17 protein-coding genes are annotated in these 24,145 nt (G+C 67.8%); 8 read left to right on the top strand and 9 right to left on the bottom strand.

The features are described 5' to 3' along the window. Window positions 1-507 precede the first annotated feature (507 nt). On the top strand, window positions 508-2,271 hold the full coding sequence (locus ABWO17_RS11635; protein WP_353118702.1) for a sigma-54-dependent transcriptional regulator: 1,764 nt from the start codon (window positions 508-510) through the stop codon (window positions 2,269-2,271). A 320-nt stretch (window positions 2,272-2,591) separates the two neighbouring features. Beyond that, window positions 2,592-4,625, top strand: coding sequence for a methyl-accepting chemotaxis protein (locus tag ABWO17_RS11630; protein WP_353118700.1), 2,034 nt, complete (start codon window positions 2,592-2,594; stop codon window positions 4,623-4,625). 237 nt (window positions 4,626-4,862) lie between these two features. On the opposite strand, the gene ABWO17_RS11625 is transcribed toward ABWO17_RS11630, so the two are convergent. The 3 genes from ABWO17_RS11625 to ABWO17_RS11615 form a co-directional block, all read right to left on the bottom strand. Beyond that, the gene (locus tag ABWO17_RS11625) at window positions 4,863-5,954 is read right to left on the bottom strand and encodes an HD domain-containing phosphohydrolase (RefSeq protein WP_353118698.1); all 1,092 of its coding nucleotides are present in this window, start codon (window positions 5,952-5,954) and stop codon (window positions 4,863-4,865) included. Between the two features lie 339 nt (window positions 5,955-6,293). Next, window positions 6,294-7,205: a PAS domain-containing protein gene (locus ABWO17_RS11620; RefSeq protein ID WP_353118696.1), complete on the bottom strand. Its 912-nt coding sequence runs from the start codon at window positions 7,203-7,205 to the stop codon at window positions 6,294-6,296. Next, window positions 7,198-8,424: an HDOD domain-containing protein gene (locus ABWO17_RS11615; protein WP_353118694.1), complete on the bottom strand. Its 1,227-nt coding sequence runs from the start codon at window positions 8,422-8,424 to the stop codon at window positions 7,198-7,200. Before ABWO17_RS11615 ends, ABWO17_RS11620 begins: the two co-directional genes overlap by 8 nt. Window positions 8,425-9,149: 725 nt before the next feature. Here ABWO17_RS11615 and ABWO17_RS11610 point away from each other — a divergent pair. From ABWO17_RS11610 to ABWO17_RS11600, 3 genes are all read left to right on the top strand, one after another. Continuing rightward, window positions 9,150-9,626, top strand: a complete 477-nt coding sequence (locus ABWO17_RS11610; protein WP_353118692.1) for a CvpA family protein — start codon at window positions 9,150-9,152, stop codon at window positions 9,624-9,626. Window positions 9,627-9,704: 78 nt separating this feature from the next. Continuing rightward, the gene (gene mazG, locus ABWO17_RS11605) at window positions 9,705-10,595 is read left to right on the top strand and encodes a nucleoside triphosphate pyrophosphohydrolase (RefSeq protein WP_353118690.1); all 891 of its coding nucleotides are present in this window, start codon (window positions 9,705-9,707) and stop codon (window positions 10,593-10,595) included. A gap of 323 nt (window positions 10,596-10,918) precedes the next feature. Next, window positions 10,919-12,124 carry a hypothetical protein gene (locus ABWO17_RS11600; RefSeq protein ID WP_353118688.1) on the top strand — a complete coding sequence of 402 codons (1,206 nt, stop codon included), beginning with the start codon at window positions 10,919-10,921 and terminating at the stop codon, window positions 12,122-12,124. Between the two features lie 201 nt (window positions 12,125-12,325). On the opposite strand, the gene ABWO17_RS11595 is transcribed toward ABWO17_RS11600, so the two are convergent. Next, window positions 12,326-12,532 carry a hypothetical protein gene (locus ABWO17_RS11595; protein WP_353118687.1) on the bottom strand — a complete coding sequence of 69 codons (207 nt, stop codon included), beginning with the start codon at window positions 12,530-12,532 and terminating at the stop codon, window positions 12,326-12,328. A gap of 329 nt (window positions 12,533-12,861) precedes the next feature. Here ABWO17_RS11595 and ABWO17_RS11590 point away from each other — a divergent pair, with 329 nt between their 5' ends. From ABWO17_RS11590 to ABWO17_RS11580, 3 genes are all read left to right on the top strand, one after another. Continuing rightward, complete coding sequence (locus ABWO17_RS11590) at window positions 12,862-13,044, top strand: hypothetical protein (protein WP_353118685.1); 183 nt, start codon at window positions 12,862-12,864, stop codon at window positions 13,042-13,044. Window positions 13,045-13,189: 145 nt separating this feature from the next. Next, on the top strand, window positions 13,190-14,392 hold the full coding sequence (locus ABWO17_RS11585; protein ID WP_353118683.1) for an AI-2E family transporter: 1,203 nt from the start codon (window positions 13,190-13,192) through the stop codon (window positions 14,390-14,392). Between the two features lie 582 nt (window positions 14,393-14,974). Further along, entirely contained in the window at window positions 14,975-17,959 is a 2,985-nt protein-coding gene (locus ABWO17_RS11580) for an EAL domain-containing protein (protein WP_353118681.1), read from the top strand. A 342-nt stretch (window positions 17,960-18,301) separates the two neighbouring features. Here ABWO17_RS11580 and lon read toward each other — a convergent pair whose 3' ends face one another. The 5 genes from lon to lptE form a co-directional block, all read right to left on the bottom strand. Then, a complete protein-coding gene (gene lon / locus ABWO17_RS11575; protein WP_353118680.1) occupies window positions 18,302-21,037 on the bottom strand; it encodes an endopeptidase La in 2,736 nt (911 codons plus the stop codon). Between the two features lie 19 nt (window positions 21,038-21,056). After that, window positions 21,057-21,425 (bottom strand): acylphosphatase, encoded by a 369-nt coding sequence (locus tag ABWO17_RS11570; RefSeq protein WP_353118678.1) that lies wholly within the window; start codon window positions 21,423-21,425, stop codon window positions 21,057-21,059. Window positions 21,426-21,504: 79 nt separating this feature from the next. Beyond that, on the bottom strand, window positions 21,505-22,182 hold the full coding sequence (gene radC / locus ABWO17_RS11565; protein ID WP_353118676.1) for a RadC family protein: 678 nt from the start codon (window positions 22,180-22,182) through the stop codon (window positions 21,505-21,507). 158 nt (window positions 22,183-22,340) lie between these two features. Further along, window positions 22,341-23,474: a DNA polymerase III subunit delta gene (locus ABWO17_RS11560; protein WP_353118675.1), complete on the bottom strand. Its 1,134-nt coding sequence runs from the start codon at window positions 23,472-23,474 to the stop codon at window positions 22,341-22,343. A gap of 91 nt (window positions 23,475-23,565) precedes the next feature. Next, window positions 23,566-24,144: an LPS assembly lipoprotein LptE gene (gene lptE, locus ABWO17_RS11555; RefSeq protein WP_353118673.1), complete on the bottom strand. Its 579-nt coding sequence runs from the start codon at window positions 24,142-24,144 to the stop codon at window positions 23,566-23,568. Window position 24,145: the final 1 nt, after the last annotated feature.

Here is a 24,145-nt window from a genome sequence, read left to right as displayed (position 1 = left end):
ATCCGTGCGCGCGGGCATGATGTTTTTGGGTGTTGTTGATGAATATCGTATTGTTGAGAGTGTTTTATGCAATGCGTATCCGGGCGGAGCAGACCCGGAAGCTGTCCGATCGGACCGGTCCGTGTCCGGAGAAGGCGGACAAAAGCCCCCCACGTAAGGCAAAATGGGGTACAAGCAGCGCCATGATGTGGCCCCGCATAAATCTAGCCCCCTTTCCGAAAATATAATGCTGTGGCATAGGATATGGATAGGTGCGCGATGCATGGTCCGTGTCGGTGGACAGCGGCAAGCCGGAGGGCGGAGCCGGGGGGCGCAGCATGACCGCAGGGTGGGTCGTCAATTCAGGATGTTACGGGATTTCGAGGGGTGTGTCAGGTTGCGTCAGAGTATGTTGGATGCGCCAGATCGTGTCAGATTGCACCCGATCGCACATGACACGCGGACACACGGTATGCGGCGCATTGGCGCACGAGCGGGGGCCGGCGGATATGGCCGGTGGAAGGGACCATGGCAGACGTTCTGGTGATTGATCCTACGCGGCGGTACAGGGAATACCTTGTGCCCGCCATCACCGCCGCCGGGCATGCGTGCCGCGTGGTCTCCACCTGCGAGGAGGCCGTGGCCAGCGGACGCCGCCGCCCGTGCGACGTGGTGCTGCTGGACGTGGATACGCCCGGTCCGGAGGGGCTGGGCAGCCTGCCGGAATTGTCCGCCATGCGCGGCCAGCCGGAGGTGCTGGCCCTTACGGCCCTGCGCACGGGAAACCGGGCGGAGGACGCCATTCGCGCCGGGGCCTGGGACGTGCTGCTGCACCCCGTTCCCGAATCCTCCGTACGCCAGGTGCTGGAACGCTGCCTGTACCACCACGCCGCCAAGGTGGCCCTTATCGGCCAGGCCAACATCAAGCGCGGCGACATCATCGGCACCAGCCTGCCGCTGGAGCGCTGCCTGCATTCACTGGGTGTGGCCGCGCGCACCGACACCAACGTGCTGATCCTGGGCGAAACGGGCACAGGCAAGGAACTGTTCGCGCGGGCCGTGCACGAGAACAGCGAGCGTGCCGGGCGCGGCTTCATCGTTGTGGACTGCACCAACCTGCCGAGCACCCTGGCCGAAAGCATCTTGTTCGGGCACGAGCGCGGATCGTTCACCGGGGCCGACGCCGCGCGCGACGGCCTGTTCAAGCAGGCCGACGGCGGCACCATTTTCCTGGACGAAATAGGCGACCTGGATCTTTCGGTGCAGAAGTCGCTGCTGCGGGTGTTGCAGGAACGCACCTTTCGTCCCATCAGCGCCCGAAACGAGGTGCGCAGCGATTTCCGCCTTGTGGCCGCCACCAACTGCGACATAGAGGACATGGTGCGGCGCGGGGCCTTCCGCAAGGACCTGTACCACCGCCTGAAGACCCGCATCATCCAGTTGCCCCCCCTGCGCGAACGGCGCGACGACATAGAGCCCCTGGCCCGGCACTACGTGGACCGCATCTGCCGCCAGCACCGCCTGGCAGCCAAGCAGATGTCGCCCGACTTCGTGGACGCGGTGCAGCTCTACCACTGGCCGGGCAACGTGCGCGACATGATCAACGCCCTGCATTACGCGGTGCAGGCGGCCTTTGCCGAACAGCGGCTGTACCCCCAGCACCTGCCGGTGGAAATCCGTGGTCACGTCATGCGCGCCCGGCGCGACCCGGCCCCCGCGCGCGAACACGAGGAAGAGATGCACCCGCCCATGCTCGGTACCGGCAGGGGGACGGCGGATGCAGAGGGTGGGGCCGGGGACAACGGTCGTGGCTACGAGGTGGAACCCGGCCCGTTCGGCACGCCTGGCCAGTCCGGCCAGCCGGGATATTCTGCCCCGTCCGGCTCGTCGGGAGCGCATGGCCTGTCCGGTGGGTCTGGCGGCGTTGGCCTGTCGGGTGGCGTCGCTCAACCGGGGCGCACGGGGACGTCGGTGCCTGCGGGCACCGGCGTGGCATTCGCCATGGCCGCTCACGGTCAGCACGGAGAACCCGGCGCCATGACCGCTCGGCCGTCGGACATCTGCCAGCCGCCCGTGGAACGGGAGCGATTCGGCTTTGCCAACGAGGTGTTCCCCTCGTTCCGTTCCGCGCGCGAAGTGACCATGGACCGCATGGAGTCCGCCTACCTCATGGAACTCATCCGGCGCAGCCGGGGCGAGATAGCCTCGGCCATCGCCCTTTCCGGCCTATCCCGCGCCCGGCTGTACGAACTGTTGCAGAAGCATTCCATCTCGCTGCGTAGCAACAACTGACCGGGCACCTTCCTTCTCTTTCTCTTCTTTACCGTTCCGCGCCACGGGGGCATTCCCCTTCGCGCTGCCTGAACATGCGGTTTTTCCCCGTGGAATTTCGCCTTCATCGCATGCGGCGCAAGTGGCGCCGCGCGCGACTTTTGGTTGCCGGAACGAGACAACCGCCCGTCATCTCTGTTACACGGTGCGAAAGGCAGGCCGCCGGGCAGGCGCGTGCCACGGTTCAAAAATGCATTGGGCGATCACGTGTTCCCTAATGTTCGTGAGTGGTTGGCCGATATATGAAGTACACACTCACCTTGTTACCGTGCGAGGCGTGCATGAAGTTGACGATTCTTCGCAAACTGCTCCTCATGGTCATCTGTATCGTGCTGCTGACGGCGGCGGCCATTTTCGGAACGGCCCATCATTTCATGAAACGCGGCTTCGCCGACGAATCGGCGCAGGGGGTAACCCGGCTGCGCGACGTGGTGGTGCGCAACATCGGCGACCGCTCCGCGAAATTTCAGGAGGAAGCGGCCCTGGTGGCGCAGCACGCGGATTTCGCCGCCGCAGTGGCTGCGGGCGACGGTTCGCGCGCGTCCGAACTGGCCAAACGCCTGATGCGTGACGTGGGCTCCGACTTCATGACCGTCACCGACGACAAGGGCAACGTGCTGGCACGCGGCCATTCGGACAAGACGGGCGATTCGGTGCTCGATCAGGACACCGTGCGTCGGGCCCTGCGTGGCGAAGCTTCGGTGGGGGTCATATCCGGCACGGTGGTGCCGTTCACCCTGCGCGCGGGTGCGCCCATCCGCCGCGACGGCAAGGTGGTGGGCACGGTGGCCATCGGCACGTCCCTGGTGCGCGAGGGCTTCGTGGACGACCTGAAGTCGTTCACCGGCCTTGAGGTTACCGTATTCAAGGGCGACACCCGCGTCATGACCACCATCGTGCGCGACGGCAAACGAGCCATCGGCACGCGCATGGACAACCCCAAGGTACTGGAGACGGTATTCACCGCAGGCAAGACCTTTCTGGCGCGCAACCAGATTCTGGGCAGCGAATACGAGACGGCCTATTGGCCCATCCTGGACATGGAGGGCAAGACCATCGGCATGTGGTTCATCGGCATGCCGGTGGCCAGCATCATTGCTGCCCAGGATCGGGTGACCGATTCTTCGCTGGCGGTGATGGCGGGGGTGCTGCCGGTGATGATCGCGGTGGCCTGGCTGCTGGCGCGTGCCCTGTCGCGGCCCATAACGCACACCACCGCCTTTGCCACGGCCGTGGCCGGGGGGGACCTGAATTCCGAGCTTACCGTGCGCACCGGCGACGAGGTGGGGCAACTGGCCGACGCCCTGCGCTCCATGGTGGGCACGCTCCGGGACAAGATAGGCGAGGCCCAGGAGCAGACCCGCCTTGCGGCGGATGAGACGAAAAAGGCCCAGCAGGCCATGGCCGAGGCGGAAGAGGCCCGCGCCCGCGGCGAGCAGGCCCGGCGCGAGGGCATGCTGCACGCCGCGCGCGAGCTGGAAGGCATCGTGGACATTGTCTCCGCCGCCTCGGAAGAGCTTTCGGCGCAGATCGAACAGTCCTCGCGCGGGGCCGAACTGCAAAGCCGCCGTACCGGCGAGACCGCCGTGGCCATGGAAGAAATGAACGCCACCGTGCTCGAGGTGGCCCGCAGCGCGGGCCTTGCGTCCGACACGGCGGGTGACGCAAAGGCCAAGGCCTCGGCCGGGTCGGGCATCGTGGAAGCCATGATTGATGGCATTGGCGTGGTGCAGCGCCATTCCGAGACCCTGAACCGCGACATGGACGCCCTGGGCAAGAGCACCGAGCGCATCGGGGCCATTCTGGGCGTGATTTCCGATATCGCCGACCAGACCAACCTGCTGGCGTTGAACGCCGCCATCGAAGCCGCTCGCGCAGGGGATGCCGGGCGCGGCTTTGCCGTGGTGGCCGACGAGGTGCGCAAGCTGGCCGAAAAGACCATGACCGCCACCCGGGAAGTGGGCGAGGCCATCGGCGGCATCCAGCAGGGTGCCAAGGTCAGCATCGCCCAGGTGGGCGAGACGGCGCGCGAGGTGGAAAGCGTCACCGGCAGGGCGCGCGAGGCGGGGCAATCGCTGGTATCCATCGTGGCCCTGGCCGATTCCGTGTCCGATCAGGTGCGTTCCATCGCCACCGCCAGCGAAGAGCAGTCCGCCGCCTCGGAGGAGATCAACCGGGCCGTGGAGGAAGTGAACCGCATCTCCACCGAGACCAGCGACGCCATGCGCCAGTCGGCCCTGGCCGTGGGTGAGCTTGCGGCGCAGGCCCAGAAGCTGAAGGCCATCATCGAACAGATGCAGCGCGAGAACGCCTGAGACCGGGCGCGCCTTTCCTGTCCGGTCCTGCGGGGGCCGGGCGCGCGGATGGCGTCAGGCTGGTCACAGGGCCTTCGGGCCGACCACAGGGCCGCATTGATCAAGAACGACGACCGGGATCGTCCCTGCGGGGGCGGTCCCGGTCTTGCGTGGGTGGGCACGGTGCGGGCAGGCGGGCGGCGGCAGTACCGGGGCGCGAAGGGGGCGTAAGCGGACGGACAGCGCGGTGCTGCGTGCTCACGAGCAGACGGCGTCGCCGTTGCGCAACTGGCGCAGCACTTCGGCCACATCCGGCATGTCGACGTGGTTGCCGCGCAAAAGGTCGAGGCAGGCGTCCACCACGTCGGCAGCGTAGCGGGTACCGCTGCCCGCAGAAAGTTCGTTCATGGCCGCTTCCAGGCAGTGAGCGGGGCGGTAGGGGCGGTGCGAGCACATGGCCTCGGCCACGTCGGCCACGCCGAGGATGCGCGCCCCTTGCAGGATGGCGTCGCCCGCGACCCCGTGCGGGTAGCCGGAACCGTCCAGCCGTTCGTGATGCTGCAACACCATGCGCGCCACGGGATGGGGGAAGGGAATGCGTTCCAGGATGTCGTGCCCGAACTGGGGGTGCTGGCGCATGAAGGCCATTTCGTGGGTGTCGAGCACGGTGGGTTTGAGCAGGTACTGGGCAGGGATGCACAGCTTGCCGATGTCGTGCAGCATGCCCGCCACCCGTACCGCCTCCACCTCGTCGTCGGGCATGCCCAGCCTGCGGGCCATGGCCGTGGCCAGTACGGTGACGCGGGCCTGATGGGTGCCGGTGTAGGCGTCCTTCAGGTTGGTGACCCGCGACAGTGAATCCACCGTGGCTTCCAGCATGCCGCTGAGCTGGTCGTAGGCGGTGCTCAGTTCGCGGGTGCGCTCGGCGATGCGCGCCTCCAGCCCGGCCCGGTAGGCCTCGTTTTCCACCAGCAGGCGCGCCCGTTCCAGGCAGCGCGCCACGGTGTGTTCCAGGGCGCCCATGTCCTGCAGGGGCTTTATCAGATAGTCCCAGGCCCCTTCTCTCAGGGCAGCCACGGCATCATGCAATACCCCGGTGCCGGAAACCACGATCACCGGCGTGCCCAGGCCAGAGGCTGTGATGGCCCGGATTACCGAAAGACCGTCCAGCACCGGCATGCGCAGGTCCACCAGGACAAGGTCCGGCCGGTGTGCCTGCCAGGCATCCAGCCCGGCGCGACCATCTCCGGCCTGCAATACCGCGTAGCCGCTGTCCGACAGAAAGTCGGCCAGCGAGCCGCGAACCTGCGGGTCGTCGTCGATGACCAGGATGCTGGGCGGAGTGGGCATGGCATGTTCCGAAAGAACGGCGTGGCCGTACGCGGGCCGGATGGGTTGCGTGGCGGGTTGGGCCGGGCGGGGATGGTCCGGTGCGGGCGCGGGGCTGGTTCCGATGTTTGCCGACGTGTCATGGCGCGACACGTATCGGGTAAGCGAACACTAGCAGGCGGCGGTGACCACCGCAAGGGGGCGGGACACCGTCTGGAATGCGGCACGTGACGGCAGGGCCGCACCGCGTTTTGCTGCGCTGCGCGCCAGCATCGCCTGGGTCAAGCGGAGCATGCGGACTGCCCGCGCAGCACGCTGCCGCATGGCTGGTGCGGGCCGCCCGCCCTGGCGCGCGGAATGCTATTCCGTCGGGTGGCGGCCCACCACGCCGCGCAGGCCCGTGCACAGTCCCTCGTGCATGCAGGGGGCCAGGTGCAGCACGGCGGGAAAGGTGGCGCCCGAGGCGTGCATGGCCGTGCAGGCCAGCGAGGCGGGCTGGCCGTCGCGCAGTGCCGCGGCTATGGCGGCGGCCATGCGGGGGCGCTCGTCCGGGGCCAGCAGGTCCAGCAGCCCCGACGACGGCGGCAGGGCCGCCGGGTCGATGCCGAACTGGGCGGATGCGGCGCGGTTCAGCGAGCGCAGGATGCCCGCCGGGTCGGTTTCGAACACCGTGACGGACAGGGTGTCGATGAATTCGCGTTGGCGGCGTTCATGTTCGCGCAGCAGGCGGTACAGCTCGAAGCTCTCGATGGCGTTGGCGCAGTGCTTGAGAATGAGCGAGAGCAGCGAAAGCAGGATGCCCGAAAGGTTCTTTTCGGTGCGCGGCATGGCCCCGATGAACATGCCCCGCACGCGCGAGGTGGTGGCCAGCACGCTGAGCACCAGGCGGTGGCTGTTGTCGGAGGAATACACGGTGATGGGCCGGTTTTCGCGCACGGCCAGGGCGAACACGCCGGTCTCGATGAGCCGTTCCACCTCGCGTTCGATGGCCGGTCCTTCCTCGCTGGGGCGACACAGGCCCAGCACGAAGTCGGAGGTGTGCTCGTCCACCAGGTAGAACGCCGTGACCGAGAACTGCACCAGTTCGCCGATGCGCGCCACGGCCTCGTCCAGCAGGTCGGAGGGTTCTTCCAGCCGGTTGATGCAGGTCTGGAAGTCGCCGAGGTTGAAGGCCATGTCCAGTACGTCGAGCGTGAACCGGGCCTGGTCTTCCAGGTGGCGCAGCCGGGCGTGCAGGCCCGCGCTGCCGAAGGTGGGGTCGTTGCTAGTCATGCGTTTCCAGGAACCTGATGATTTCCAGCACCTGATATTCCATCTGGTTGGCCGTCTGCACCACCGCGCCGGGGGGCAGGGCCAGGGCGGCCCAGCCGTCGTCGGACAGGGGGGGCACCAGCACTTCGCCGCTGGTGCCGTAGCCCAGGGCGTTGGCCAGAAGGTCGGCCACGGCCATGATGGCCGGTTCGCAGCTGCCGCTTGAGCTTTCGGGGGTGTGATGCCGCTGTACGTTGCGCTCCAGCGATATCGGGCACTTCCATTGCCGCAGGATGGCCCCGCCCATTTCGTCATGGGTGAAGCCGACGATGTCGCGCTCCAGCGAGCGAACCGTGGTGCCGCGTGTCCGGGCCTCGGCCAGCAGCAGCCGCCCGTGGTCGGGCAGTTGCCCGTAGATGGCCAGCCGCCCAAGGTCATGCAGCAGCCCGGCCACGAAGAACCGTTCGCTGTTGCTCATGCGGTGCAGCCCGGCCAGGATGCGCGCGGCCACGCCGCAGGCGATGGAATGCGTCCAGAAGGCGCGCATGTCCACGAGGTCCTGCGGCACCCCCCGGAAGGCCGTCACCACGCTGACTCCCATGGCCAGCGAGACCAACTGGTTGGTGCCGATGATGGATACGGCGCGGGTGATGGTTTCGATGCGCGCCCGCAGCCCGTAGTAGGCGCTGTTGGCGATGCGCAGCAGCCGCGCGGAAAGATCGGTGTCCTTGGAAATGATTTCTGCCGCGTCGGCGGCGGAACTGCGCGGGTCGTTGACCACCTCGACCAGGCGGTGGAACACGCTGGGCAGGGTGCCGAAGCGCATGTCTTCGCGCAGTACCGATTCCAGCGTCACTGGCCTCGGGGCCGGATCTGGCCGGACGGGGGTTGGGGCCTCGCCGGGGGGGGCGGGCCACGGCGGGGTCGAGGCGGCAAGGCGCATGGCGCAGTGGCGCATCAGCGCGGCCACGTGCGGGTTGGCCGGGTCGTGCAGGGTGAAGTGGGCGCGGGTGCGTTCCATGGCCTCGTCGTAGCGGGCGGCCACGGTGGGCGGCATGTCCCCTTCGTTGTCCTCTTCGCCGATGACGGCGGCCTCGGTGACGCCCCAGATCTTGAGAATGCGCAGACCCGCGGGCGACAGCACGTCGCCACACTTGAACAGCAGGCGTCCGTTGCCGTCGCGTATGTCGTCGGCCACGCGCATGCCTGGCTTCAGGTCTGTGATGCTGATGCGTGTCATGAGGCTCCGTGCGGGGCTGCGGGCATGTGCCCGAAACGGCTCGCGCCTGTGTGCCGGTTCGGGGTAATCCGGCGTGATCCGGTGCGACCCGGCGTGATCCGGTGCGACCCGGCGTGGTCGGGCATGATCCGGCGTACGCCGGGATGCCCCGTGATGCCCCAGAAAGCCGGGGGGATCGGGACGGCCGGAACGACCGGATGCGCGCCCGGCCCGGCGAGGGGCGCTTGGCGTGTCAGGCAGGTCGTTCAGGTAGGCCAAATGCGTCAGGGCAATACAGACCCGATGCATAGTACAGGAAATGACCGGGCGCATGCAACAGGGTTGCCGTGCACTGCCCCCACGCCGCCCCGGAACCGCTGGTGCGACTGCCCCTTCTCCTGGTCTGCCGCGCGTTGCTTCCCCTTCGGGGCGAGTTCTGGTAGGTACGTGCCCGGACCAAGAGGCTGCGGATGCGTCTCGCATGCTTGTCGCAGGCGTGCAGTCGCGGTATCGCCGGTATCCTGCGACGGTCCTGTTCCGGCCCCTGATTCGTTTCCGGCCTGTTCCGGCAGTTCCGACCTGTCCGGGCCTGTCCCGGCAGGTCTGCTCCGGCATAGGGCCGGCCAGTGGCGGAGCACATCCGAAGCCCCTCCAGCCCTTCGGCTTCCTCGGCCTCCACGGCCCCACAGCACCCACGGCTACTGTCGGGCGCGGACACCACTCCCTTTTCGTTCCAAGGACACCGAATGAACTTCAACATGCTGGACGCAGCGTTCCTGATCATCGTCGGGTTGTTCGTGCTGCGCGGGCTGTTTCGCGGCTTCGTGGAAGAAGTGGCGGGCCTGGTGGGCGTCATCGGCGGGTTCATCTTGGCCAACCGCCACCATGGCGATGCCGCGCCGCATGTGGCCAAGGTTGTGGGCGACCCCGGCTGGGTCAACGTCATCGCCTACGCGGGCGTGTTCCTGGGCGTGCTGCTGGTGGTGGCCATCGTGGCGCGCATCATCCGCAAGCTGCTGGTCATCACCTTCGCGGGCTGGCTCGACCACATGGCGGGTGGGGTCATGGGCGCGGCCAAGGGGCTGCTGATCTGCTCCATCCTGCTGGCCGTGCTGCTGCACTTTCTGCCCGACGCCGCTTTCGTGCGCGATTCCCGCGTGATTCCGTATCTTTCGATGGTTACCGGCTACGTGAAGACGTTTTTGCCGCAGCAACTTTTCTGATGGCCGGCCCTGGCCGGGGCAACACCCCAATATCACCTGCAACGCCCGGCACGCCGGGCTTCCGATGGATCGCAGACCATGAGCACCGAACCCGCTTCCCCCAAATCCTCCGCATCGGGCAACGGCCTTCAGGCCATCACCGACGTCATCGACCGCCTGCTGGCCCCCGAGGGCTGCCCGTGGGACCGTGAACAGACCCCGGAATCGCTGGCCGACTACGTCATCGAGGAATGCTTCGAACTGGTGGAGGCCATCCGTTCGGGCAAGGTGCACGACGTGCGCGAGGAACTGGGTGACGTGATGTTCCTGCTGGCATTCATCGGGCGCCTGTATGCCGACAAGGGGGCGTTCACCCTGTCCGATGCCGTGGAGGGCAACGCCGCCAAGATGATCCGCCGCCATCCGCACGTGTTCGCCGAGGGCGAATGCGCCAGCCGCGAGGAACTGCTGCGCAACTGGGAGCGCATCAAGCGCGAGGAAAAGGCGGCGGCCATGGCCGAGGATGGTGCCGATGCCGCTGATGGCGACGGGAAGGCCGCATCCGCCGAAGGTGCGTCCGGCGATGCCCCGGGGGGCGTGTTCGACAGCCTGCCCAAGGGGCTGCCCCCGCTGGTCAAGGCGTACCGGTTGCACTCCAAGGCCGCCCGCGTGGACTTTACCTGGGAAAGCGACGAGGACGTGGAACAGCAGGTGGAGGCCGAATGGCTGGAATGGCTGGATGCCTCGGCCAGCGGCGACAAGGAACGCCAGGAGCAGGAACTGGGCGACTTTCTGTTCACCATCGTGGAGCTTGGCCGCCGCAAGGGCATCAAGGCCAACGCCGCGCTGGACTACGCCACGCTGAAGTTCCTGCGCCGTTTCGAGGGCATGGAGGCGCTGGCTCGCGAGCGCGGGCTGGACTTCCCCAACCTTCCCTTTGAAGAAAAGGACGCGCTGTGGAACGAGGTGAAGGCCGCCGAAAAGGCCTGATGCCCGACCGCCACGCAGGTGGTGCGGCGGTGCGCGGCGGGGAGCGCGGAGCGCGCCTTGCCAGTTGTACCCCCGCGCCCCGTGCGGCCCGTGCGCCCCAGACGGCCCAGACGGGTCATGCGGCCCAGACGGGTCATGCGGCCCAGACGGGTCATGCGGCCACCGTGGCCCGTCCGGTGCATCCTGTCGAGGAAGATGCCGCGTCATCTTCCGCCTGTCCGTCCGGCGCCGCCTGTCGGGCCGTGACAACGGCTGCGGCCTTGTCCCGTGGCCCCGGCGTGCCTGCCGGGGCTGGTATGAAGCCGGACCCGCGTGTCCGGCGCATGGCAGATGCCATCCTCCACTGGCTGGCCACTGGCGTGCGTCTGGATGGCCCGGCGCGCACGTTTCTGGAAGCCCAACTGGGAATGGCGGGGCTTGCGAACCTGCCTGCGGTGGATGCCGCCGCGCGGCTGGCCCCGCTGCTGGAGGCCGGACCGCAAGGGCAGGACTCCGCCCCGTCCGGCGCCCCGGAATCTCACGACCTCCCCGACATTCAGGACGTGCTGGAGTACCTGTTGTACCCGGACGCCGCGTTGCGCCTGTCCGTGGAACGACTGCTGGCCTCGGAGGCCGCCGAAGATGCGCGGCCCGCATCCGACCCCCTTGCGCAACCGGCCAGCCTCGTGGATGCGGTGCTGGCCTTGCTGCCGCAGGGCGCCACTGCCGTGCTGCATGTTCCGGATGTCTCCGGCGCTACCGGAGACCTTTCCTCTTTTTCAAACACCCCTCGCAGGCCGGATGCGCCCACTGCGCCCGACATGCCCGACATGCCCGACATGCCCGACATGCCCGACATGCCTGGCGGGGGCGGCACGTCCGGCCCCGTCCGGCTCGATCTGCCCGTGCCCCCTTGGGCCATGGCCCTGCTGGTGCGCCGCCTGCGGCTGGACCGGGTGATCCCCCGGCCCCTGGCCGTTGCCGTGTCGGGTCACCTGCCGGAGGCGCAGGCCCTCGCGGTGCGCCTGGCCCTGCGCGACGCCCGGTTCGACCTTGCCGAAATGCCCGCCGACAGCGCCGCCGCATCCCCCACGACTTCGCCCCGCGAATCCCGCCCCGATCTGGTATTGCGGTTCATCCGGCGCATGCCCCCGTCCGACCCCGGCTATGTCGAGGCGCTGGCCCTGTGGCTGGACCTGCTGCACGACCTGCCGCCCGGCAAGAGCGCGCACGCGGCCCTTTCCGCCCGGCGCGAACGGTTGTCCCGCGCCGCGCGCGAGGCGGACGAATTCACCGAGCGGCTGGGCCGCCTGAACATGGAAATCCTGATGCTGCAAGGGGTGCACGCTCCGGCCCTGGACGCCGGAGAGGCGCGCCGCCGGGTGCGTCTGATGGACCGGATGTGCCTGGCCGTGCTGGGCCGGCCCGCCGCGCAGGACCTGGCGGAAGAGGGCATGCCCCCTGGTTTGCCCGGGGTGCAGGAAGGGCACGACCTTGGGGCGTTCGACCCGGCCACGGGGCTGGACGACCTGATGCGCCTGCTCTTGTAGGGGCTGTTTTCTGATTGTCCGTTCGCCCGTTGGCCGACCGACCCGAAAGGGGGCGAAGCGGTCCTGCGGCTGCGGGGTGCTGCGAGTGCCCCCAGGCATCCGCGCCCGCCGCGGTCTTGCTGTCTCCCCGCAAAAGGTCGGGTGCGCCGCCACGGAACCATTCCGCCACGGCGCACCCCGGTGCCCATTGGCGCCCGCGCGTCAGACGGTGACGTCCACGTGCTCCCCAAGGCCGCGCACGGCCACGGGAGACTCGGTCTGCGTCTGTCCGGCGTCCCGGCGTTCCTGCCGGGGAATGGCATCTGCCTGAACGGTCGCAAGCTGCTGCCCATCCTGTTGCATCAGGCGGGTCTGCTCCAGCACGTTCAGGATGCCCTCCGCGCCACCGGTGAACTGGTCTATCCGCATGGCGCACCTCCTTTCCGGGGGATACATGACCCCGTATTCTTCCTATCGGCAGGTGGCGCGCTTTCCACAGGGGTGCCCGTGAAAACGGATGCATTCCGCACCTGTCTTGCGTATCATCGGGCATGTCGCAGAACGGCCAGGCCTGTGCGCGGACAGGGAAACGGCCCGGAAGTCCCGCATGGCAGGCAAACCTGTTTCCGGTCGTGCGCACCGTCAACGCCCGCCAGTCTGACCGGTACCGTCAGGCTCGCAGCCCCGGCAAACCGGACAGGTTGGAGATCGGACGGGCCAGACTGGCCACAACGGGCCGCGCCCAAAGGGAGGCTGCCATGCTCATGCCGCAGAACGAGGCCAAGTTCCGCTACTGTCCCTTCCTGAAGACCAGCGACGACAAGATGCGTTTTTGCGTCGGTGCCCAGTGCATGATGTGGCGCTACAAGCATCCCCAGCGCAACGCCGAAGGCGACGAGGGGTATTGCGGGCTGGCTGGCAAGCCCGCTGGCGCCATGTAGCGCCGGTTTCAGGCAAAGACAGGCCGAATTCGGATCAGGCCCAACTCCGCCGGGGGGCGGGCCGCAACGGGCGTTTCCATCCACCTTGTCCGATGCGCCGCCGCCACGGCACCGCATGCATCATCCCACCCACGGGCATCCATCCATGAATACCACACCGGCCAAGGGAAATCGCACCACCGCCTCGCGCAACCTGTTCTCGTACTTCCTCTTCCTGTTGCTGCTGCTGGCCCTCTGGCTGGCCTATCAACTGGTGGAATCCTTCCTGCATACCCTTATTCTGGGGGCGGTGTTCTCTGCCATCTGCTATCCGCTGTACCTGCGCTGCAAGCGACTGGTGCGCGGCAGCTCCATCGTTTCGGCGTTGCTGGTGCTGACGGGGCTGGTGGTGTGCATCGTCATTCCGTTGTGCGTGTTCGTGGCCCTGCTGATTCCCCAGGGCATGCAGACGGTGACGGCCATCAACAAGTGGCTGAGCGGCGGCGGACCGGCGGAGCTGATGTCGGAATCGAACCTGGAGCCGTGGCTGCAATGGGTGCGGGTGAACCTGCCGTTCATCGACCTTGGCCACATCGACTTCCAGACCAGCCTGTTGCAACTGTCGCGCACGGCAGGGCAGACGCTGATCCAGTGGGGCTCGTACGTGCTGGGAAACACCATGCTGTTCTTCCTGCACTTTCTGCTGCTGCTTCTGGTGATGTTCTTCATGCTGAAGGACGGCAAGCGCATGGTGGACGGGGTGAAGTACCTGTGCCCCCTGCGCGAGGAGCAGGAGGACCTGATCATCCAGAGTCTGCGCCGCGTGGCCCGCGCCGTGCTGGTGGGCGGGCTGCTGGTGGCCGTGGTGCAGGGCGTGCTGGGTGGGCTTGGCATGGCCATCGTGGGCATGCCCGGCCTGTTCTGGGGCACGGTGATGGGGTTTGCCTCGCTGGTGCCGGTGGTGGGCACGGGGCTGGTATGGGGACCGGCATCCATCTACCTGCTGCTGATGGGGCAGTGGAAGGGCGCGGTGTTTCTGGTGCTGTGGTGCTCGCTGGTGGTGGCCGGGGCCGACTCCTTCCTGCGGCCGTACTTCATGCGCGGCAGTTCGGGGGCTTCGGTGTTCTACATCTTTCTGTCCATTCTGGGCGGGCTGAAGACCTTCGGCATGGCGGGCATTATCTACGGCCCGCTCATTCTCAGCTTCACCATGGTCATGCTGACCCTGTACGGAGAGGAATACCGCGACATCCTGGCGCCCAGCGCCCCTGCCCCGGCCGATTGCCCGTCGCCGGAGAGCGGGCACGGGGGAATTGGGGGAACTGGGGATGCCGCCGCGCCACTCCCGGGAGGAGAGGGCGGCCAATAGCGGCGGCCCCGTGCGCATCCCGGTCCGGGAACGCGCGGATTTCGTACGCGCGTGGCCTTCTTGCCATTTTCCGGGGTTATGGGTAGGCGATGGAGTGGGCAGGGTGTTGACCGCCCGTGGCGAGGGGACAATGCCGCGGACGAACCGACCCCGTCACACCCGTCTGGCCCGTCTGGCCCGTCATGCCAGGTTGGCCTGTCTGGCCTGCCTGGCAGTATCCGCGTACCGTTCCGGCTACCGCAGGCCCAAGGGCGTGCACGGCGCGAAGCGCGGCCCCGCCGGTTACGTCCGGCCCTGTATCGCAAACCGTCGATGAGCGGGTTCCTGCCCGCAGGGGGAGACGTGTTGCGCGAACCTTCCGGTGCAAACCCCTTGTCCGGTGCGGCAGAATCGCATGCCGATCCGGAACGTTCCGCCATGGCCGAGGCAATGGCGCGCCCTGACGTGCGCCCGCCCTCCGGCCCGCCGGGCGCGTGTCCGCATGACCTGCCCCCGTCGCATCCGTCGCAACCATCGCATCCGTCGCAACCATCGCTTCCGTCGCATCCGGCACATCAGTCGCCGCTGCCCTCGCTGTCGCCGTTGCCGCCCGTCATCCGCGTCTCGGGCGATGCCCTGTTCGCCGGGCTGCCAGACCTGGCCGCCATGCTGGGCAAGCCCCCATCACCCGACAGTCCCGAACCGATTTCCGATTCCGCCACCGCCGTGCAGGCATCATTGCCCGAGCAGCCTTTGCCCGCCCCGACTTCGTCCGGCCGCGTTTGGCCCCATGGCGACCTTGCCGCGCAGTTCGGCGCGGCGGGCATTGGCGTGTGCGTGTTCGATCCTGCGGGTCAGTTGCTGTACATGAACGGTCCCATGGCCGACCTGCTGGGGTGCGGGCCGGAAGGCATTCCTTCGCTGTTCTGCGCCCGCATGGTGGGGCTGGAAGGCACGGCCGACGTGCTGGCGCTGTTCCTGCGCGTGGCCTCCGGCCAGGACGAGGGCGGCAGCGTGCGCAAGCGCTTTCTGCGCGGCGACGGCGGCACCATGCTGGCCTCGGTCACCCTGTACGCGGTGCATGATGCCCTGGGGCTGCCGCTGCATGTGGTGCATCTGGTGCGCCCGCTGGAGCGTACCGATCGTCCCGAAAGGGGCGGTGACCGGCCCGAGGCCCTGGCCCGGCGACGTTTCGACGACGTGCCCTTTCCCGTGGGCTGGTCCGCCGCCGACGGTGCCCAGACCTCCGGCACCGCCCGGCCCGACCGCTACCGCGCCGCACTGCACCTCATCGCCCATGCAACCCTGCATGAGGTCGATCCCGACGGGCTGGGGGCGGCCTTTGCGCGCGTCTTCCGTTCACTGCTGCCGGGCGAACCGCCGGAACTGGTGGTCTACCCCGGCGACGGCAGCCGAACGGTCTATGCATCCGCCGAATCTGCCGGGCGCAGGGATGCCGCGCCCCCGTGCGACCTTGCGGCGCGGGTGTACCTGCGCGGCGAGACCGTGCACGTGGACGCCGACGCACTGCGCGAACTGGCCGAGCTTGGCGAATGCCTGCTGCCGGACCCCGTGCCCGCCCACTGGCTGGGCGTACCGCTGCGCACCCGCACCGGCGAGGTGATGGGAGCCATCGTGTGCCGGGTGGACGGCGGCGAGGACAGCGACCACGCGGACAGGACCGATGCGCAGCCCCTGCCGCGCCCCGTGCCCGCGCGGGCCAGACCGGGCTTTTCGGCGGAAGACCGCCGCCTGCTGGAACTGGTGTCCGGTCACGTGGCCGACGCCCTGGCCGCCCGGCGCGACATGGGGCGCCGGGCCCTGGACGAGGTGCGCTATCGCGCCTCGTTCATGGACGCGGTGGCGGGCATGGCCCTGCTGGACGCCGGGGGCAGGCTGCTGGCGGTGAACCGGGCCTTCGAGGCCGCCTTCGGCTACCCCGACGGCGTGCTGGCGGGTACGGAACTGCGTGATCTGCTGCCCCCCGACATGGCCGGGCAGGCCCTGCGCGAGTTCGGCGGGCTGTGGCTTTCGGTATCGGCCATCCGCGCGACGGCGGGGATGACCGGGGCGGGTGGCGCCATCGTCGAAACCTCGTGGCCGTTCCTGCGGGCCGATGGCGAAAAGCGCTGGATGCAGCAGAGCCTGCGCATCCTGCCCGGCGAGGCGGGCCATCCCCCGTGCGCATTGTTGCAGGTCACCCCGCTGGAGGGCGGCAACGGCCGCGCCGGGCGCGATCCGGCCACCCGCGACGAGGAACGCATGACCCAGACCGCCTTCCACGACGTGCTCACCGGCCTGCCCAACCGGGTGCTGCTGCTGGACCGCGTGGAAAGCGCCCTCAAGCGGGCCCGGCGGCACGATCATTACCGCTTTGCCGTGCTGTTCCTGGACATCGACCGCTTCAAGGTGGTCAACGAAAGCCTGGGCCACCGCGCGGGCGACGAACTGTTGCGCCTGTTCTCGGACCGGGTGCTGCCCTGCCTGCGCGAGGTGGACACCCTGGCCCGTTGCGGCGGCGACGAGTTTGCCGTGCTGCTGGACGACGTGGAGGACACCGCCGAGGTGGGCACCATCGTCGAACGCATTCAGGACGCCCTGCGTACGCCTTTTCCGGTGCACGACACCGAGGTGTACATGGCCGCCAGCATCGGGGTGGTGGTGCGCGCCCGGCAGTATGCATCCGCAGAAGACATCCTGCGCGACGCCGACCTTGCCATGTTCCGCGCCAAGGAATCGGGCAAGGGCCGCTACGAACTGTTCGACGAGGATGTGGTGCCCGCCGCCCCGGACAAGCTGCGCCGCGAAAACGAACTGCGCCGGGCCATGGAGCGCGGCGAGATAGAACTGTACTTCCAGCCGGTGGTTTCGCTGCGCACCGCGCGCATCACCGGGCTGGAGGCGCTGGTACGCTGGAACCACCCGGACCTTGGCTTGCTCACCCCTTCGGAGTTCATCCCCCTGGCCGAGGAATCGGGGTTGATCTACCATCTGGACCGGCACGTGCTGGAACTGGGCTGCGCCTCGGTGCGGGCCCTGCGCGAACGGGCCGGACCGGCGGCGGAATTCGCCCTGAACCTGAACATTTCCGCGCGCAGCTTCCGCCGCTGGAACATGGTGGAAAGCTATTCCGCCGTCATCCTGGAGTCCGGCTGCAACCCGCTGGACGTGCGGCTTGAGATCACCGAAAGCCTGCTGCTGACCGGCGTGGATGCCGTTACCGACAAGCTGTGGAAGTTCAAGGAGCTGGGTGTTTCACTGGTGCTCGACGACTTCGGCACCGGCTATTCCTCGCTGAACTACCTGCGCCAGTTCCCCATGGACATGATCAAGATCGACAAGTCGTTCACCAGCCGCGTGCACGAGGAAAAGGCCGCCTACGGCATCGTGCAGTCCATCGTCAGCCTGGGCCGGGGTCTTGGCCTCGGCGTGGTGGCCGAAGGCATCGAACGGCCCGAACAGGCCGAGGTGCTGCTGGAACTGGGCTGCCTGTACGGGCAGGGCTTCCTGTACTCCCGCCCGCTGCCCTTCGACCGTACCGTCAAGCTGCTGGAACGCCGCTGCCCCCTGCCGCTTTCGGCGGGGTAGGGAGACTGAAATTGAGGAAGGCAAACGGGGGAAGGGACCCTTTGCGGCAGCCGTTACACGAGCGCAACGCGCGAGTGTTACGGATGGCGACCGCAGCGCGTAAAAGGGTCTCCTTCCCCCGTACCCCCATCCCCCTAAACTTTTTAATTGGTGGGGGGATACGAAAACGGGCCGGATATTCTCCGGCCCGTTTTGTTGTTTTTGGAGGAAGGGTAGGTATGGCCCCTGAACTGTAGCGTGGTGAGAGGAGGGCAAAAGGAACAGCCCTATAAAAAGTTGGGGGGGAGGGGGCCGGGGAGGGAGATCTTTTCCAAAAGGTCCCCTCCCCGGTTCATTCTTCCCTTATTCGTCTTTCGGAAACGCCAGGGGCAGCAGATCGTCGATGTGGCCCACGGGGTGGACTTCGATGCGGCGCAGCAGGTCTGCGGGGATGTCTTCCAGGTCCTTGATGTTCTGGCGCGGGATGATGACGTGCTGCATGCCGCGCGCCACGGCGGCCAGTATCTTTTCCTTGATGCCGCCCACGGGCAGCACGCGGCCGCGCAGGGTGATCTCGCCGGTCATGCACAGTTCGCTGCGCACCGGGGTGCCGGTAAGGGCGGAGATGAGCGCGGTGACCATGGTCACCCCGGCGGAGGGGCCGTCCTTGGGGGTGGCGCCTGCGGGCACGTGGATGTGCAGGTCGAGCTTTTCCGAGAAGTCGGGCTCCACGCCCAGGCGTTCGGCGCGGCTGCGCGCGTAGGAAATGGCGGCCTGTGCGCTTTCCTTCATCACGTCGCCGAGCTGGCCGGTCATGGTCACGCCGCCCTTGCCCTTCATGGGGGTGACTTCCACGTGCAGCACCTCGCCGCCGTAGGGGGTCCAGGCCAGGCCCAGGGCCACGCCGGGCAGCAGTTCCGTTTCCTTTTCCTCATCGATGAAGCGGGGCGCGCCCAGCAGCTTTTCCAGCATGCGCGGGGTGACCCGGAAGGGGCCTTTCTCGCCCTCGGCCTTGCGGCGGGCCACCTTGCGGCACAGCGAGCCTATTTCGCGCTCCAGGTTCCGCAGCCCGGCCTCGCGGGTGTAGCCGGTGATGATGCGCTCGATGAGCGCGTCGGGCACGGTCACCTCACGCGGGGACAGGCCGTTTTCCTTGGCCTGGCGCGGCAGCAGGTAGCGGCGGGCGATGGCCAGCTTTTCCTGCATGGTGTAGCCGGGGATGGAGATGACCTCCATGCGGTCGCGCAGGGGGGCGGGAATGGTGTCCAGCTGGTTGGCCGTGCAGATGAACATGACCTTGGACAGGTCGAAGGGCACGTTCAGGTAATGGTCGCTGAACGAGAAGTTCTGTTCCGGGTCCAGCACCTCGAGCAGCGCGGATGAGGGGTCGCCCCGGAAGTCGGAGCCGATCTTGTCGATTTCATCCAGCATCAGCACGGGGTTGCGCGTGCCCAGTTGCTTCAGGCTCTGCACGATGCGCCCCGGCATGGCCCCGATGTAGGTGCGCCGGTGGCCCCGGATTTCCGCCTCGTCGCGCATGCCGCCCAGCGAGATGCGCTGGAACTTGCGGCCCATGGCGCGGGCGATGGACCGGCCCAGCGAGGTCTTGCCGACGCCGGGAGGCCCCGCGAAGCACAGGATGGGTCCCTTGGACTTGGGGTTCAGCTTGCGCACGCTGAGGTATTCCAGAATGCGGTCCTTGACCTTGGCGAGGCCGTGGTGGTCCTCGTCCAGGATCACCTTGGCCTTGTTGATGTCCAGCCGGTCGCGCGAAAGCTTGGCCCACGGCAGTTCCGCCAGCCATTCCAGGTAGGTGCGCACCACGGTGGCCTCGGACGAATCGGGATGCATGGCGGCCAGACGGCGCAATTGCTTGTCCGCTTCCTTGCGGACTTCACGCGGCAATCCGGAGCGTTCAAGGGCGCGGGTCAGGTCTTCCAGTTCCTCGTCCTCGTTGCCGGATTCGCCAAGCTCGCGGCGGATGGCCTTCATCTGCTCGCGCAGGAAGTAGTCCTTCTGGGCCTTGTCCATGCCCTCGCGCGCCATGCTCTGGATCTTGGCCTGCATGGACGCCACTTCCACTTCCTTGACCAGCTGCTCGTTGACCAGGCGCAGCCGGGCGTCGGGGTCGGTGCATTCCAGGATGGCCTGCGCGTCGGAGACCTTCATGCGCAGGTTGGCGGCGATGAGGTCGGCAAGGCGGCCGGGGTCGTCCACGGAATTGAGCACGGCCATGATGTCCGAAGTGGCGATGCCGCGCAGCGAAAGAATCTTTTCGCTCTGCTCGCGGGCGGCGCGCATCATGGCTTCCTGCTCGACGGTGGGCGGACCCAGTTCCGGCTCGGGCAGGGTTTCCACGCGGGCGGTAAGATAGCCGTCGCCCACGCCGAAGGATTCCACACGGGCGCGGCTGATGCCCTGCACCAGCACTTTCAGCCGGTTGTCGGGCATCTTCAGCATGCGCATGATCATCACCACCGTGCCGGTGGGGTGCAGGTCTTCCGGCGCGGGGTCGTCCACGGACTCGTCGCGCTGGGTGCAGATCATCAGGTAGCGGCTGCCGTTGAGGGCCGCGTCCACGGCCTGCACCGACTTTTCGCGGCCCACGAACAGGGGCAGGATCATGTAGTTGAACACCACCACGTCACGCACGGGCAGCACGGGCAGCTCGTCGGGCAGCACGGGCAGTTCCGGGCCGTCGGGTGTTTCCGTCGATTCCGGTCCGTCCGGGGGCACGGTGTCGGGGGTGTCCGGTTTCGCGACGGCGAAGTCGCCGAGACCGTCGAAATCCAGGGCACGGACATCATCACCCGCGCGGGGCGTCGTGGTCACGCTTGCCTCTGCGTTGGTCGCGTCGCCCTGAGTGTCCCGGTCGCCGGGCTGGATGTCGATGACGGTGGGGGCGGTGGCGTCAGTCGCGGCGTCGGCGTCGGCGTCGGCAGGGGAGGGCGCGGTGGCGTCCCGTTGTTGCCTTGCGGCCTTGCCGGTGTCCTTGTCGGAGCTTGGGTCGGAGCTTGGGCCGGAGCTTGGGCCGGAGCTTGGGCCGGAGCTTGGGCCGTCCCCCTTGGGGGTGCCGTCGTCGTATATGTCGTCGGTCATGCGGGGTACTCCTCGCGTGTCAGAATCGGACATGGAAATCGTGCAGGGGGGCGCTTTGCCCGTCCCGCGTGCCGGGCGCATCGGTGCCGCCTGTCAGAACAGGCTCGACAACCTCAACAGGCCCGCGTGGCGCGTCCGGTGAATCGGACGAATCGGGATACGGCTGCTCCTCCACCCTGGTGACATTGGCGAACATGGGTCCTTTCCACAGGGCCTCGCGCAGGGTGTCCATGCGTTTGTCCGGTCCCCGGGCTTCCAGTTCCACGCTGCCGTCGGGCAGGTTGCGCACCCATCCGGCAAGACCCAGGGCACGGGCGGTGCGGCAGGTCCATGAGCGAAAGCCCACCCCCTGCACCCGTCCGGTGACCCTGAATCGGCTGCGCATCATGGTCGTGCTGCTCCTGGTTTTCCCGGCGTGCGGGGCGGGGGGGGGCCGCCAGATCAGGCCGTCGCCAGATCAGCCATCATCAGATCAGGCCGTCATCCTTGAGGCTGTAACAGGTGTCATCGGTGACGATGACGTGGTCCAGAAGGCGCATGCCGATGGCCTTGGCGGAAAGTTCCAGTTGCCGGGTGATCTCGATGTCTCCCGCCGACGGCGACGGGTTGCCGCCTGGGTGGTTGTGCACCAGGATGATCGATGCCGCCTTGTGCCGCAAGGCCAGCTCCAGGATTTCGCGCGGGTACACGGCGGAGGCGTTTACCGTGCCGCGCGAGGCCCGCTCCCATGCCACCATGCGGTTCTGGGTATCCAGCAGGGCCACCCACACTTCCTCGTGGGGCGATGCTGCCAGACGCATCCGGGCCATTTCCGCCACCGCCTGCGGGCTGCCCAGCACCTCGCGCTCGCGGGCCGGGGTTTCCACGTAGCGGGCCATCACCTCGCGCAGCAAGGCCCAGAAATCGAGCATCGACGTGCCAAAGCCCTTCACTGCCAGCAACTCCGAGGGCCGGGCGTCCAGCACGCCTCTCAGGCTGCCGAAGCGGGTCAGCAGTTCCTTGGCCAGCGGTTTGGTATCGCGCCGCAACAGCACGTGGCCCAGCAGCAATTCCAGCACCTCGTAGTCGGGCAGGGCGGCGGGGTCGTTGCGCAGTCTGGCACGCACCCGTTCCCGGTGCCCGTGATAGTGGGGACCATTCGTCATAATAAGCAGTCGTACGGGGCGTGCAAGCCCGTTGTAGGCGGGCCGCCCGTGATTGCAGGGTCGATGGCCGCATGGCGGAGGGGCGTGCGCATGGCCCGGCGGTGCCCGCTGGGCGCGGCGGCAGGCCGGATTGGCAGGGCCGGGGGGGGCACCATCCGTCAGTTCCTCTGTCCGCCCGGCACGTACGCCGGGGGACGGGGCCTGCCGGATTGTCCGCCGCCGGCTTGGCCCGCACCAGCCTGACCGGTACCGGTCGCGGCGCGGCGGCTGCGGGCGAACAGGGTGAACAGTCCGGCCACCAGCATTTCCATGGCCTGCTCGGGTGAGCGTTCGCCACTCTTGATGCCCTGCTCCGCCTCCAGCGCCAGGTCCCATATCCGGGCAAGCCCGGCATGGCCCAACTGGCGCGCCAGTTGCTGCTTGGGCGGCAGCACCGAGGGAGGCAGGCGCACCGGCTCGCCCGCCAGCAACTGCCACAGGATGCGCGTTTCGCGCAGCAGCATGCCCAGAAAGGGAAACAGCATGGAATCGCCGCCCAACCGGTCGCGCAGCACCTGGCGCCACACCGTCATGGGCGCGTTGCCCGCTTGCAGCGCCCGCATGAAGGCAAAGATGTCGATGTCCGCCGCATGGTCCACCAGCGCGGCCATGGCCGGAGTCACCTCTCCGTCGCCTGCTGCAAGCGAAAGCTTTTCCAGTTCGGTGGCGATGGCGGTGGCATCGGGTGGAAGGGCGGCGCAGACCGCCTCCAGCGCGCCGGGGGCGAAACGGAGGGAGCGCGAGGCGGCATGCTGGCGCACGAAGGTGGCCACGCCGCGTTCGTCAAGGCCGGGCGAGCGCCATATCCATTTCTGCGTTTCCGCAAAGTCCAGGCAGCGCAGCTTGGCGATGTGGGCGGGCACTTTGGGCTGCCCCTTGTCGAAGGGTACTTCCAGGCACAGAAAGGGCCATGCCAACGGATTGGGCTTGGCCAGCGCTGCGGAAATGCGCTTCCAGGTTTCTGCGGGCAGATTCTGGGCGTTGCGCACCACCAGCGCGCGCGGCGTGGCGAACAGCCCCTGAAGGGTCAGGTGTTCCCAGAAGGCGGGGGGCAGGGGTTCGTCGCCCCAGAATGCCTGGCGGTCCCAGGTGGCGGGGGCTGAGGGGGCCAGCCCTCCCAATCCGGAGGACGCGGCGGAATTGTCACCAGCCATGGGCGCCACGTACGGATGCGCGGCCAGCAGCGCGTCGATGCGGTCGCGGGTCAGGCGGGAATCGGGGCAGATGCAGATGGTGAAGCCGGGTCGGGTCATGCAGTCACCGTGGGGTTGCGGGGCGGCAACAAGAAGGCCCGAAGGGAACGCCTCCCCTCGGGCCGTTTATATCCGGGCCTTGGCCTGCGGTCTAGAAGCGCTGGCGCATTCTGTCCACCAGCCGTCGCACCAGTTCGATGCCCACCCGTTCGGCGGCCTCGCGTTCGTTGTAGGTGTCGTACGAGTCGTAATAGGTGACGAGTTTCGATTCCCAGAGCACGGCGTTGGTGGTGCCGTCGTACACGGTGGCATCGGCGGCCATGGAGGCCGTGTACAGCTGCGTCCTGTCGTCGGAGTCGCGCACGTCGCCGCGCAGGCGGAAGTAGTGCACCCGCAGCTTGATCTCGTAGTCCGCGCGGCCTTCGTCCTTCCACACGGCCAGGCTGCGCGCGGCAACCTCGTCCCGCAGGGCGGAACGCAGCATGTACGGCAGCCACGGGTACATGGTGGGGTTGTCCACGCTCTTGATCTTGAGGGTCTTGCTGCCGTCACCGAAGATGCCGGTTTCCTCGCTGGTCAGGTTGTATCCCGCGCAGCCGGACAGTACGGCCAGGGCGGCCAGCAGGGGCACGACTGTGAGGACACGCAGCGCACGCCGCGTCATGCGGGACAGGAATCCGCCGTTGCGGCCCGCGCACGGGCCAAGGTTCCTGAAGGACGCGGCGGCCATG

Source organism: Nitratidesulfovibrio sp. (genome assembly GCF_040373385.1).
Lineage (GTDB): Bacteria > Desulfobacterota > Desulfovibrionia > Desulfovibrionales > Desulfovibrionaceae > Cupidesulfovibrio.
Note: the sequence above shows the minus strand (reverse complement) of the source record. Positions and strands in the feature narration are given on the sequence as shown.

Bases quoted from the DNA above. Each gene is read 5' to 3' on its own strand.
- ABWO17_RS11635 (WP_353118702.1), top strand. From the start codon at position 508: ATGGCAGACGTTCTGGTGATTGATCCTACGCGGCGGTACAGGGAATAC.
- ABWO17_RS11630 (WP_353118700.1), top strand. From the start codon at position 2,592: ATGAAGTTGACGATTCTTCGCAAACTGCTCCTCATGGTCATCTGTATC.
- ABWO17_RS11625 (WP_353118698.1), bottom strand. From the start codon at position 5,954: ATGCCCACTCCGCCCAGCATCCTGGTCATCGACGACGACCCGCAGGTT.
- ABWO17_RS11620 (WP_353118696.1), bottom strand. From the start codon at position 7,205: ATGACTAGCAACGACCCCACCTTCGGCAGCGCGGGCCTGCACGCCCGG.
- ABWO17_RS11615 (WP_353118694.1), bottom strand. From the start codon at position 8,424: ATGACACGCATCAGCATCACAGACCTGAAGCCAGGCATGCGCGTGGCC.
- ABWO17_RS11610 (WP_353118692.1), top strand. From the start codon at position 9,150: ATGAACTTCAACATGCTGGACGCAGCGTTCCTGATCATCGTCGGGTTG.
- mazG (WP_353118690.1), top strand. From the start codon at position 9,705: ATGAGCACCGAACCCGCTTCCCCCAAATCCTCCGCATCGGGCAACGGC.
- ABWO17_RS11600 (WP_353118688.1), top strand. From the start codon at position 10,919: ATGGCAGATGCCATCCTCCACTGGCTGGCCACTGGCGTGCGTCTGGAT.
- ABWO17_RS11595 (WP_353118687.1), bottom strand. From the start codon at position 12,532: ATGCGGATAGACCAGTTCACCGGTGGCGCGGAGGGCATCCTGAACGTG.
- ABWO17_RS11590 (WP_353118685.1), top strand. From the start codon at position 12,862: ATGCTCATGCCGCAGAACGAGGCCAAGTTCCGCTACTGTCCCTTCCTG.
- ABWO17_RS11585 (WP_353118683.1), top strand. From the start codon at position 13,190: ATGAATACCACACCGGCCAAGGGAAATCGCACCACCGCCTCGCGCAAC.
- lon (WP_353118680.1), bottom strand. From the start codon at position 21,037: ATGACCGACGACATATACGACGACGGCACCCCCAAGGGGGACGGCCCA.
- ABWO17_RS11570 (WP_353118678.1), bottom strand. From the start codon at position 21,425: ATGATGCGCAGCCGATTCAGGGTCACCGGACGGGTGCAGGGGGTGGGC.
- radC (WP_353118676.1), bottom strand. From the start codon at position 22,182: ATGACGAATGGTCCCCACTATCACGGGCACCGGGAACGGGTGCGTGCC.
- ABWO17_RS11560 (WP_353118675.1), bottom strand. From the start codon at position 23,474: ATGACCCGACCCGGCTTCACCATCTGCATCTGCCCCGATTCCCGCCTG.
- lptE (WP_353118673.1), bottom strand. From the start codon at position 24,144: ATGGCCGCCGCGTCCTTCAGGAACCTTGGCCCGTGCGCGGGCCGCAAC.